Origin of the sequence: Pseudomonas baltica, assembly GCF_014235765.1 — a bacterium.
In the GTDB taxonomy this organism is placed as follows: Bacteria; Pseudomonadota; Gammaproteobacteria; order Pseudomonadales; family Pseudomonadaceae; genus Aquipseudomonas; species Aquipseudomonas baltica.
The window spans coordinates 1-12,158 of record NZ_JACMYH010000004.1; the positions used below are offsets into that span (position 1 = coordinate 1).

Consider the following 12,158-nt stretch of genomic DNA (forward strand, 5'->3'; position numbering starts at 1 on the left):
CACGTCGATGCTGTCGCCCACTGGCGTCACGACCGGGGTGGTGATTGGAGTCAGCTGCTCGAAGTTGCCGCCAGTCACACCGGTGATGGCAGTAGAAACAGTGTCGGCACCGTTGTAGACGTCGTTGCCCAGAGGGAAGGAAACCGAACCGCTGGTTTCGCCGACGGCAATGGTAATGGTCTGGCTGTTCGACAGAGTCACGACGACTGGGGAACCCGTTACAGGCGCACCGATAGTGGCGGTGTAAACGATGGTGCCGCTTTCAACGGCGCCACCGGCAGGGGTGGTCGCGGTCAGCACTACGGTTGTCGTGTCGATCGAGTCGACGATATTGACCACTGCGGGCGCCGGGCTTGGCACCAGGCTTTCGAAGTTGCCGCCGGTAGCACCAGTGATCGTGGTGTTGATGGTCGTCGGGTTGTTGTAGACGTCATTGGCCGGCGCGGCGACATCGACCGACCCCGAGGACTGGCCTGCCGGGATGGTGATGGTGGAGCCGTTGGAAAGGGTCACGGTCACCGGCGTCTGCGCCGGGTTGGTGAGCACGGCGGTGTAGGTGATGGTGGTGCCTTCGGTGACCGGGTTGTTGCCCACGGTCAGGGTCACGGTGGTGACGTCGATGGTGTCGTCGACACGGGTAACGGCTGGGGTCGGGTCGGTAGTGACCACCAGATCGCCACCGCCAGTGGTACCGGTGACCACCACGGAAATCTGCGACGGGTCGATATAGGGCGTGTTGGTGTCCGGTACGGTGACGTTGACCGCGCCCGTGGTCTGGCCTGCGGGAATGAGCACCGACTGGCCGTTGGACAAGGTGACGGTCAGGTCGCTGGACGGCGCCTGGGTCAGGGTGGCGGTGTAGGTGATCACGCCGCCGGCTTCGGTGATGGCGGTGGTTGCGGTCACGGTTAGCGTAGCGGTACGCAGGACTGGCCCGTCGGCATCGGTATCGGCGTTGATCGGGTTGGTATCGCCCACGATCTCCCGCGCGTTGGGGCCCGCAGCACCGTTCGGGCCTTCGGTGGGATAGCCCACGGTTGGATCGACTTCACCCGCGGTTTCACTGAGCAATACAAAACTGTGACTGCCGCCGCCTTCACCGCCGGTGTCGTTGGCGCCGGGGCCAGCAGCGGTGGCTTCGAGGTCCTGGGTAGGGTCGGCGCCGGCCGCGATGGCCTGCTGTAATTCCGCTACCGAAGGGGCCGCCTGGGCAGTGGCCGCGCTCAGATCAGTGATGGAGTCCGGGGTGTTGGCGCTCCATTGCGTTTCGCGCCCCAGATCGATGGTGCGGCCGTCAGCCAGCTCCAGCGTAACGGCACCCGCCGCGCCGGTAACCACCTGCTCCCCGGCGAACAGACGATCCCCTTCGATGAGCACACGGCGAATCCCCTCTGGGGATACTGCGAACACTTGGCCAACAATGCTTTTGACGATGGCAACAACACTGCTCATGTAGGGGACTCTCCGGGGGTGACCATTCGTTGGTACGGTGCCTGAACATCACCAGAGACGGCGACGGGCATTCGGTACATTTTTATGCTGTAATATTGACGCCAACTAATTGTCTAAAAGTCGCAGAAATGAACTTTCTGACAATGTATTGACCTATTTGGCGCCATCCTAAACAATCCATTGTGTAATGTCACATTGATATTTCTCGGCTATGCAAAACGCTTCAACAGGGTGAGTTCGTTGACGTCAAGACGGCTGCGACTGACGTTTTTTGCAGATGGATGTGACAAAAAAAGTCGCTTGTGAAATATCGCAGGGACGACACGAGAGATGTCCGCGCTACTTGGCCTGACCACAGGCTGCACGTAGCACGAATCCTGCCAGGCACAGGTCGGGCACCGCGCAGCCTGTGCATGAGCGCGAGGTCAGCCCTGCGCCAATGACGCAAGTCATGGATGTGAAACGCATGTTGGCAAGTCATCGATGAATGCCGCCCTGATAGTGCCGACCGATGGACATATATCGCATTGGAAAGTTCGTAATACTTAGTGTGCAAGTAATAACGGTTAACTCTTTGTGTTTATTGAAGAAAATCGCTGAGTGACACTCGGGGCAGCGAATGGTGACCGACCGTTGCTTGGCGAATGAGGCTGCAGAAGCGGGTGACTTGGTTCAGCGGTGAAACACCCTGGACGGCCATTCATCAAACGAGCCCATGCGCAGCCAGCCACCCCCGTGTACGCTGGCATCCGTTGTGCAAATACAACCCAAACCGCTACAAGACCAGGCGGGATGAAGCGATCCCGATGGGACCAAGGTGTTCAATGAGCGATAAGAGAGTGTCAGCGTGGATTCGGAATTAAGTTCGGTACTACTCAGCCAGGATCCACGCAGCCAGCACGACGACCCGTTGCTCGATGGGCTGTTGACTCTGTGCTCGCTGCATCACAAGCCCGCCAGCCGGGCCATGCTCACCACAGGCCTGCCGCTGCCTTCGCAGCGCCTGACCGCCGACCTGTTGCCGCGTGCCGCCGCGCGTGCCGGTCTGCAGGGCCGCGTGTTGCAGCGCAAGCTGGAGCAGATACCGTCCATCGCACTGCCAGCCATGCTGATGCTCAAGGATGCACGGTGCGCCGTGCTGCTGGGCTGGGAAGGCGATACCGCGCGCTTGCTGCTCAGCGAAAGCGATGGCGGTGAAGTGCGCGTGGCGCGCGAGGTGCTGACTCAAGACTTCACCGGCCGAGTGTTTTTCGCCCAGCCGCAGCACAAGTTCGACGTGACCAACGGCTCGCTGATCCCCCGCGCTCATTCCTGGTTCCGTGACACCCTCAAGCGCTCGCGTTGGCTGTATGCCGATGCCATTGCCGCCAGCCTGGTGATCAACATCATCGCCCTGGCTGCACCCTTGTTCGTGATGAACGTGTACGACCGAGTCGTACCCAACCAGGCCACCGCGACCTTGTGGGTGCTGGCGGTGGGCATCTGTGGTGCCTACCTGTTCGACCTCTTGCTCAAGGGCCTGCGCAGCCTGTGCCTGGATCTGGCCGGCAAGAAGACCGACCTGATCATCTCGGCCACGCTGTTCGAACGCATCGTTGGCATGTCGATGAAAAGCCGCCCGGCTCGGGTAGGCAGCTACGCGCAGAACATTCACGAATTCCAGGGCATGCGCGACTTTCTCACGTCGCTGACCCTGACCAGCCTGATCGACCTGCCGTTCACCATTCTGATCTTGCTGGTCATCGCCCTGCTGGGTGGGCACCTGGTATGGATTCCGATCATCGCGTTCCCGCTGGCGCTGGGCATCGGTCATTTCCTGCAGAAACCGCTGACCAAGACTCTGGAGCGGACCATGGCCCTGGCCGCCGAGCGTCAGTCGAGCCTGATCGAGACCCTGGGCGGCCTCGATGCGGTCAAAGTCAACAACGCCGAAAGCGAGCGCCAGTACCAGTGGGAACAGACCATCGGTACGCTCAGCCGCCTGGAATTGCGGGTCAAGACCCTGTCCAGCCTGGCCATGAACATCACCCTGCTGATTCAGCAACTGGCCGGTGTGGCGATCATCATTTTCGGTGTGTACCAGATCATCGAAGGCAACCTGAGCATGGGCGGCCTGGTGGCCTGCTACATGTTGAGCGGTCGCGCGCTGGCGCCATTGGCACAGTTGTCCGGTCTGTTGACTCGCTACCAGCAGGCCAAGGTCACCATGGTCTCGGTCGACCAGATGATGGAGCTGCCGCAGGAGCGCAATTTCGACGAGCGTCCGCTGAGCCGTCAGGTGCTGCAGGGCGCAATGGAATTTCGCAACGTCGACTTCACCTACCCCAACCAGCAGAACCAGGCCTTGCACGGGATCAACCTGACCGTGCGCCCCGGCGAGAAGATCGGCATCATTGGCCGGAGTGGTTCGGGCAAGAGTTCGCTGGCCAAGTTGCTGGTGGGGCTGTACCAGCCTGATGCCGGTTCCTTGCTGGTCGATGGCGTGGACATTCGTCAGATCGACGTCAGCGAACTGCGCCACAACATCGGCTACGTGCCGCAGGACATTCAGCTGCTGTCCGGCACGCTGCGTGACAATCTGGTGTCCGGGGCCCGCTACGTCGATGATGAAATGGTCCTGCAGGCCGCCGAACTGGCCGGCGTGCATGAATTCGCCCGCCTGCATCCGCAGGGTTATGAACTGCAGGTCGGCGAGCGTGGACAGAACCTGTCCGGCGGCCAGCGGCAGAACGTGGCGTTGGCGCGCTCACTGTTGCTCAACCCACCGATTCTCTTGCTGGACGAACCGACCAGCGCCATGGACAACACCGGCGAGGAGCGCCTGAAGGCGCGCCTGCAAGCCGTCATCGAGAACAAGACCGTGATTCTGGTTACCCACCGCGCTTCGCTGCTGAGCTTGGTCGACCGCCTGTTGGTGATCGACCGTGGGCAGATTCTGGCTGACGGGCCGAAGGCTGCTGTCATGGAAGCGTTGAAGAAGGGGCAGATCAGTGTTGCTTAAATCCTCTTCCGGCGGCTTCAAGAATTCCCTCGTACGTTATTTCAAGGGCTCCGATTCCTTGGAAGGCCAGCCCTTGCCCGAGGTCGAGAAGGCGCTGATCGACGATGCGCCGCGCATCGTGCGCCTGACTATCTGGGGCGTCATCGCATTCTTCGTGTTCCTCCTCACCTGGGCGCACTTCGCGGTGATCGACGAGGTGACCAAGGGCGACGGCAAGGCAATCCCTTCGTCGCGGATCCAGAAGATCCAGAACCTGGAGGGCGGCATCGTTGCCCAGATCTACGTCAAGGAAGGGCAGATCGTGGAGGCGGGCGCACCGCTGATTCGTCTGGACGACACACGCTTCGCTTCCAACGTCGGTGAAACCGAAGCCGATCGTGTGGCCATGGAGCTGCGCGTGGAGCGCCTGAGTGCCGAGGTCGAGAACCGACCGTTGAACATTACCGCCCAGGCACGCAAGTCGGTGCCCAACCAGGCGGCCAACGAAGAGTCGCTGTACATGAGCCGTCGGCAGCAGTTGGCCGATGAAATCGGTGGCTTGCAGCAACAGCTGGTCCAGCGTCAGCAGGAACTGCGTGAGTTCAGCTCCAAGGCCGAACAGTACCGCAGCAGCCTGAACCTGCTGCGCCAGGAGATCAGCATGTCGGAGCCGTTGGTGGCCAGGGGTGCGATTTCGCCGGTCGAAGTGCTGCGTCTGCGGCGCTCGGAAGTGGAAACCCGCGGCATGCTCGACGGTACCACGCTGGCAGTGCCGCGGGCCCAGGCGGCCATTGGCGAGGTGCAGCGCAAGATCGACGAAACGCGCGGCAAGTTCCGTAGCGAGGCGCTGACCCAGTTGAACGAGGCGCGTACCGACCTGGCCAAGACCCAGGCCACGGCCAAGGGCCTGGAAGATCGGGTGAGCCGTACCATGGTGACCTCGCCGGTGCGAGGCATCGTCAAGCAGGTGCTGGTCAACACCGTGGGTGGGGTCATCCAGCCCGGCAGCGACATGGCCGAGATCGTGCCGCTGGATGACAGCTTGCTGGTGGAGGCGCGCATTCGTCCGCAGGACATCGCGTTCCTGCACCCAGGGCAGAAAGCGATGATCAAGTTCACGGCCTATGACTACACCATCTATGGCGGGCTGGAAGGCACCCTCGAACAGATCGGTGCTGACACGGTGCAGGATGAAGAGAAGAAGAACACCTTCTATCTGATCAAGCTGCGGACCAACAAGAGCCACCTGGGCTCCGATGAGAAGCCGTTGCTGATCATCCCGGGGATGGTGGCGTCGGTTGACATCATTACCGGCAAGAAGAGCGTGCTGAGCTACCTGCTCAAGCCCATCATCAAGTCCCGCGCCGAAGCGTTGCACGAGCGGTAAGGATTCACCCGTTCGCGGCCACTTATGCTCTGCTGTAGGAGCGGTCTGCGGCCGCGAAGGGCTTGTAGGGTGTGTCTGGTACACCGCGGTGTGCTTTTCGCGGCCGATGACCGCTCCTGCAAGGGATTGCATTCGGTCGCCAATTCTTGACGAAATGTTTCCGTTCCGCGAATATAGATAGTTAGCAAACTATGAATATTCGCACCCTTCCGATGAATATCGACAAGCTCCAGCTGAACATCAGCAGCGGCATGGTGGTCGCTTCGCGGCACTGGCGCCGTATCTGTCAGGCCACCCTGGCCAATTACGGCGTGTCCGAAGCCTGCGCCGTGCCGCTGTTGCTCATCGTGCGCCTGGGCGACGGCGTACGGCAGGTTACGGTTGCCCAGGCGGCCGGCCTGGAAAGCCCCTCGCTGGTGCGGCTGCTCGACCAGCTCTGCACGGCCGGCTTCGTGGTCCGCACCGAAGACCCGACCGACCGCCGCGCCAAGGCCCTGAGCCTGACCACCAGCGGCCGCGATCTGGCTGAGTCCATCGAAGGTGAGTTGGTGCGCCTGCGCCGCGAAGTGCTCAAGGACATCGCCCCGGCGGATCTGGAAGCGGCATTGCGTGTGGTGCGTGCCTTCGAGGAAGCGGGCCAGGGCACGCCGGGTGGCTACCCGTGAAAGGTTTCTTCAGCGACGTACCACCGGCCCGTGACTGGTTCTACGGCGTGCGAACCTTCGCCGCGTCGATGATCGCGCTGTACATCGCCATGCTCTTGCAGATGCCACGGCCCTACTGGGCGATGGCTACCGTCTACATCGTCTCCAGCCCCTTCGTCGGGCCCACCAGTTCCAAGGCGGTGTACCGCGCGGTAGGTACCTTCACCGGCGCTGCCGCTGCGGTGCTGTTCGTGCCGCTGTTCGTGCAGACGCCCTTCCTGCTGGCCACAGTCATCGCCCTGTGGACCGGCACGCTGCTGTACCTGTCGTTGCACCTGCGCACCGCCAACAGCTACGCCTTCATGCTGTCGGGCTACACCCTGCCGCTGATCGCCCTGCCGGTGGTGGACAACCCCACCGCCGTGTTCGACATCGCCAGCTCGCGTTTCCAGGAGATCTGCCTGGGCATCGTCTGCGCCGCTGTGGTGGGCGCAATGTTCTGGCCGCGCCGGCTCACGCCGGTGTTCATCGGCGCCGCCGGCAAATGGTTCGAAGATGCCGCGGGCTACAGCGACCACTTTCTGGCGCGCGATGTGAAAGCCGACGAAGTAGGCCCGCTGCGTTCGGCCATGGTAGGCACGTTCAACTCGCTTGAGATGATGATCGGCCAGCTTCCCCACGAGGGCGCGCGGCCGCAGTTGGTACGCAACGCCGGGGAGCTGCGCGGGCGCATGATCCACCTGCTGCCTGTCATCGATGCGCTGGACGATGCGCTGTTTGCCATCGAACGCCGCACCCCCGACCTGGTGGCACGCCTGGCGCCGGTCATGGCCCTGGCGCGGCAGTGGCTCAAGGACAGCGTCGACGACCCCAGCCAGGCCCGCTGGCAAGCCCTGCGCGATGAGCTGCAGGCCATCCGCCCGAGCCCTGCGCAACTGGACGACCGTCGCGAGCTGCTGTTTTCCAACGCGGTGTACCGACTGGGCGAATGGGTCGACCTATGGCAGGACCTGCGCAGCCTGGAACTGGCGATCAAGACCGATAGCCGCGTGCCTTGGCGGGCGGTCTACCGGCACTGGCGCCTGGGCCGACTCAAGCCCTTCCTGGATCGCGGCCTGATGTTGTATTCGGTGTTTTCCACGGTCACGGCGATCATCGTCGCTTCGGTACTGTGGATTCTGCTGGGCTGGACCGACGGTGCCAGCGCGGTGATTCTGGCGGCGGTGGCGTGCAGTTTCTTCGCGGCCATGGACGACCCGGCGCCACAGATCTACCGATTCTTCTTCTGGACCGTGATGTCGGTGGTGTTTGCCAGCCTCTATCTGTTTCTGGTGCTGCCCAACCTGCATGACTTCCCGATGCTGGTGCTGGCCTTCTCGGCGCCTTTCATCGTCGTCGGCACGCTTACCGTGCAGCCACGTTTCTTCCTCGGCACCTTGCTGACCATCGTCAACACGTCGTCGTTCATCAGCATCCAGGGCGCCTACGACGCGGACTTCATGAATTTTGCCAACAGCAACCTGGCAGGCCCTGTCGGGCTGCTGTTCGCGTTCATCTGGACCCTGGTGGTGCGCCCCTTCGGCGTGGAGCTGGCGGCCAAGCGCCTGACCCGTTTCAGTTGGCGCGACGTGGTGCATATCACCCGTCCGGCAAGCCTGGCCGAACAGCGGGCGATGGGTGTGCAGATGCTCGACCGGTTGATGCAGCACCTGCCGCGCCTGACCATGATCGGACAGGACACCAGTGCCGCGCTGCGCGATGTGCGCGTGGCGCTGAACCTGCTCGACATGCAGGCCTACAGCCCGCGGGTGCCCGCTGCCGTACGGCCGTTGCTGCATCAGGTGATAGAAGAGGTGGGCGGGTATTTCCAGGCCTGTCGCAAGGCCAGTGAACGCCTGCCTGCCCCCATGGGTCTGCTCATGACCATGGACCGCGCGCGCCGTGGCCTGACCGTGCAAGCCATGGGCGAGGCCGAAGAAGCCCGCGAGCATTTGCTGCACGCGCTGAGCGGCCTGCGCCTGGCGCTGCTGCCAGGTGCCGAAGTGGTCACCGAGGCGGGCGATGCCGCCGAACACCTGCCGCATGGCATCGATGGAGCACCGCTGTGATTGGTGAACTGGATATCAGCGGGATCTTCCTGCCCACCGTGCTGGTGATGATGGTGTTCACCTACGGCCTGTTTCTGCTACTGCATGGCGTGCTCAACCGCCTGCATTTCTACCGCCTGGTCTGGCACCGGGCTCTTTTCAACGTCGCTCTCTACGCTGTGCTGCTCGGCGCGGTAGACGCCATCTGTCGAAGCCTGATGCTATGAAAAAACCGATCCTCACCTTTGGCCGCCTGGTCCTGACCCTGTTGTTCGTGTGCCTGGCCGCATTCATCGTCTGGCGCATGGTGATGTACTACATGTACGCGCCCTGGACCCGTGACGGGCACGTGCGCGCCGACATCATCCAGATCGCGCCGGACGTGTCCGGCCTGATCGAACACGTCAACGTGCACGACAACCAATCGATCAAGGCCGGCGACGTGCTGTTCACCATCGACCAGGACCGCTTTCGCCTGGCCCTGCGTCAGGCCCAGGCGAGCATGGCCGAGCGCAAGGAAACCCTGGCCCAGGCCGAACGCGAACTGCGGCGCAACCGCAGCCTCGGCAACCTGGTGGCCCGCGAGCAGCTCGAAGAGAGCCAGTCGCGCCAGCTGCGTGCCCAGGCCGCCTTGTCCGAGGCCCAGGTCGCGGTGGACGCTGCGCAACTGAACCTCGATCGTTCGGTGATCCGCAGCCCGGTGGATGGCTTCATCAATGACCGCGCACCACGGCCGCATGAATTCGTCACCGCAGGCCGCGCCGTGATGGCGGTGGTGGATGGCACCTCGTTCCATATCGATGGCTATTTCGAAGAGACCAAACTGGGCGTGATCCATGTTGGCCAGGTGGTGGACATTCGCATGATGGGCGACAACACCCGCTTGCAGGGCCGGGTGCAGAGCATCTCGGCGGGCATCGAGGACCGCGATCGCAGCAGTGGCAGCAACCTGCTGCCCAACGTCAACCCCGCCTTCAGCTGGGTGCGCCTGGCGCAGCGGATCCCGGTGCGCATTGCCTTCGAGAACCTGCCCGAGGGTTATCGCCTGATTGCCGGCCGCACCGCCACGGTGTCCATCATCGAAGACGGTGCGGTGGCGGGAGCCACGCCATGAGCAACGCCCTGCGTCTGTCCAGCCTTGCTGCCGCGCTGTTGCTGTCGGCCTGCCAGATGGTCGGGCCCGACTACCACACCCCGTCGGAGGCCGCGCTCAACCGCAGTGACCTGCAGGGCGCGCTGGTCGAAGGTGACAGCAACGTGGTCTCGGCACCGGTGCCGCAGGACTGGTGGAAGCTGTACCACGACCCGCGCCTGGATGCGCTGGTGCGCCAGGCCATGGCCTCCAACACCGACCTGCGCGTGGCGGCCGCCAACATTGCCCGTTCGCGCGCGCAGATCGAGCAGGCCCAGGCCGAAGGCGGTTTCGACTTCAACGCCAAGGCCGAGGCGCAGCGGTTGCAGGAGTCGGGCGAGGCGTTCCTGATGACGGAAAAGTTGCCTGTGGATAACCTGGGCAGCGCATCCATCAACCTGTCCTATCAGTTCGACCTGTGGGGCACGCTCAAGCGCGGCATCGAAGCGGCGCGCGCCAATGCCGATGCCACCCAGGCAGCTGCCGACACGGCGCGCATCACCGTGGTGGCGGATGTGGTACGTGCCTATACCCAGGTGTGCGCGGCCAACGAGGAATACGAGATCGCCCGGCACTCGCTGCAGTTGCAGCAAGAAGGCGTGCAGCTGACCCAGCGCCTGCGCGATGCCGGCCGTGGCGACGAGACCCAGGTCACCCGTTCCGAAACCCAGTACAAGTCCCTGGGCGCAGAGCTGCCGCGCTATCAGGCATCACGCCAGGCGGGCCTGTACAAACTGTCGATGCTGCTGGCGACACCGGTGGCACAGCTTCCGGCCGATGTGGTCGGGTGTGCGGAGCTGCCCCACATCAACCAGCTGATGCCGGTCGGCGACGGTGCCGCATTGCTCAAGCGCCGTCCCGATATCCGCCAGGCCGAACGCCGGCTGGCGGCAGCCACCGCCAACATCGGTGTGGCGACCGGGCAGTTGTATCCAGACATCAGCATTGGCGCCACGGTTGGCACGGTCGGTATTCTCGACGACCTTGGTCACCCGGCGACCAATCGCTGGGGCATCGGCCCGTTGATCAACTGGAACGTTCCCACCAACGGGGCGCGGGCGCGGATTCGTGAAACCGAAGCCTCGACCCAGGCCGCCTTGGCCAATTTCGACGGTGTGGTACTCAACGCCATTCGCGAAACCCAAACGGGCCTGGCGCAATACGCCGCCTTGTTGCAGCGCCGCGATGCCCTGGCCGACGCCGAGCAGTCAGCGAAGCAGGCAGCGGATCAGACGCATCGGTTCTTCACAGCCGGCCGTGCATCGTTCCTGGCGGATCTGCAGGCAACGCGCACCTACACCGACGTGCGTGGCCAACTGGCGGCGGCCAACACCCAGGTGGCCATGGAGCAGATCAACCTGTTCCTGGCCCTGGGCGGCGGTTGGGAAAGCGCCCGGCAGGCGCCGGGCGCGCGTTGAGTCGGGCCACGTTGGTCGGGCTGGTTGAATGGGCCGGTTGAGGGGCTTAGAAGCCTTCCAGAACGATCTTGCCCTTGGCCTTGCCGCTTTCGATCAGCTCGTGAGCGCGGATCAGGTTGGCGGCATTGATCGCGCCGTAGTGCTCACCCAGGGTGGTACGCAGCACGCCGCTGTCGATCAGTTCGGCCACACGCTCGAGCAGCTCGTGCTGCTTGATCATGTCCGGAGTCTGGAACAATGAGCGAGTGAACATCAGCTCCCAGTGCAGCGACAGCGCCTTGCGCTTCATCGGCATCACGTCGAGGCTCTTCGGATCGTCGATCAGGGCCAGTTGACCCTGGGGGCGCAAGGCTTCGATCAATTGCGCGAAGTGCGTGTCGGTGTGGGTCAGGCTGGCGACATGGTCCACCTGGCCGACGCCGATGGCTTCCAGCTGCGCCACCAGTGGCTTGCTGTGATCGATGACATGATGGGCGCCCAGGTCGGTCACCCACTGGCGGGTTTCGTCCCGCGATGCAGTGCCGATCACGGTCAGCCTGGTCAGCTTGCGCGCCAGCTGGGTGAGGATCGAGCCGACGCCACCGGCCGCGCCGATGATCAGCAGGCTCTGGCCTTCGCCACCGCCCTCGGGCACGCCCAGGCGGTCGAACAGCAACTCCCACGCGGTGATCGAAGTCAGCGGCAGGGCGGCGGCATGGGCGTTGTCCAGGCTTTGCGGCTTGTGCCCGACGATGCGCTCGTCCACCAGATGCAGCTCGCTGTTGCTGCCCGGGCGGTCGATGGCGCCGGCGTAGAACACGCTGTCGCCGACCTTGAACAGGCTGACCTGATCACCGACCTGCTGCACCACGCCGACCGCGTCCCAGCCCAGCACGCGCGGCTCGGTGACGGCGGCGCCGCTGCGCACCTTGGTGTCGACCGGGTTGACCGAAATGGCCTGGACCTGCACCAGCAGATCACGCGGCCCCGGGGTGGGCGCGGGCAGTTGCAGGTCGGTGAGCACGGACGCCGTGCCGTTCTGGGTATACGCAATGGCTTTCATAAGGGGTTCCCAAGTG

9 protein-coding genes are annotated in these 12,158 nt (G+C 63.4%); 7 read left to right on the forward strand and 2 right to left on the reverse strand.

Annotation, left to right across the window (positions count from 1 at the left end; all coding sequences use genetic code 11):
• The coding region (locus tag H7993_RS14510; protein WP_185794805.1) for a retention module-containing protein at nt 1–1,452 on the reverse strand (1,452 nt) is incomplete at its 3' end.
• An 847-nt stretch (nt 1,453–2,299) separates the two neighbouring features.
• Between H7993_RS14510 and H7993_RS14515 the strand changes: the two genes are divergently transcribed.
• From H7993_RS14515 to H7993_RS14545, 7 genes are all read left to right on the forward strand, one after another.
• Nucleotides 2,300–4,453, forward strand: a complete 2,154-nt coding sequence (locus H7993_RS14515) for a type I secretion system permease/ATPase (protein WP_122795822.1) — start codon at nt 2,300–2,302, stop codon at nt 4,451–4,453.
• The gene (locus tag H7993_RS14520) at nt 4,443–5,819 is read left to right on the forward strand and encodes an HlyD family type I secretion periplasmic adaptor subunit (protein WP_122480648.1); all 1,377 of its coding nucleotides are present in this window, start codon (nt 4,443–4,445) and stop codon (nt 5,817–5,819) included. Before H7993_RS14515 ends, H7993_RS14520 begins: the two co-directional genes overlap by 11 nt.
• Before the next feature lie 212 nt (nt 5,820–6,031).
• Nucleotides 6,032–6,484, forward strand: a complete 453-nt coding sequence (locus H7993_RS14525; protein ID WP_122480647.1) for a MarR family winged helix-turn-helix transcriptional regulator — start codon at nt 6,032–6,034, stop codon at nt 6,482–6,484.
• Entirely contained in the window at nt 6,481–8,571 is a 2,091-nt protein-coding gene (locus tag H7993_RS14530; RefSeq protein WP_185794806.1) for an FUSC family protein, read from the forward strand. The genes H7993_RS14525 and H7993_RS14530 overlap by 4 nt, the downstream gene beginning before the upstream one ends.
• Nucleotides 8,568–8,777 carry a DUF1656 domain-containing protein gene (locus tag H7993_RS14535; RefSeq protein WP_043191852.1) on the forward strand — a complete coding sequence of 70 codons (210 nt, stop codon included), beginning with the start codon at nt 8,568–8,570 and terminating at the stop codon, nt 8,775–8,777. The genes H7993_RS14530 and H7993_RS14535 overlap by 4 nt, the downstream gene beginning before the upstream one ends.
• Nucleotides 8,774–9,664, forward strand: coding sequence for an efflux RND transporter periplasmic adaptor subunit (locus H7993_RS14540; protein WP_185794807.1), 891 nt, complete (start codon nt 8,774–8,776; stop codon nt 9,662–9,664). Before H7993_RS14535 ends, H7993_RS14540 begins: the two co-directional genes overlap by 4 nt.
• A complete protein-coding gene (locus tag H7993_RS14545) occupies nt 9,661–11,100 on the forward strand; it encodes an efflux transporter outer membrane subunit (RefSeq protein WP_185794808.1) in 1,440 nt (479 codons plus the stop codon). The genes H7993_RS14540 and H7993_RS14545 overlap by 4 nt, the downstream gene beginning before the upstream one ends.
• Before the next feature lie 46 nt (nt 11,101–11,146).
• Here H7993_RS14545 and H7993_RS14550 read toward each other — a convergent pair whose 3' ends face one another.
• Complete coding sequence (locus H7993_RS14550) at nt 11,147–12,142, reverse strand: zinc-binding alcohol dehydrogenase family protein (RefSeq protein ID WP_185794809.1); 996 nt, start codon at nt 12,140–12,142, stop codon at nt 11,147–11,149.
• Between the last annotated feature and the right edge of the window lie 16 nt (nt 12,143–12,158).

Coding starts and splice junctions, on each gene's coding strand:
- H7993_RS14525 (WP_122480647.1), top strand. CDS start 6,032: ATGAATATCGACAAGCTCCAGCTGAACATCAGCAGCGGCATGGTGGTC.
- H7993_RS14540 (WP_185794807.1), top strand. CDS start 8,774: ATGAAAAAACCGATCCTCACCTTTGGCCGCCTGGTCCTGACCCTGTTG.
- H7993_RS14545 (WP_185794808.1), top strand. CDS start 9,661: ATGAGCAACGCCCTGCGTCTGTCCAGCCTTGCTGCCGCGCTGTTGCTG.
- H7993_RS14550 (WP_185794809.1), bottom strand. CDS start 12,142: ATGAAAGCCATTGCGTATACCCAGAACGGCACGGCGTCCGTGCTCACC.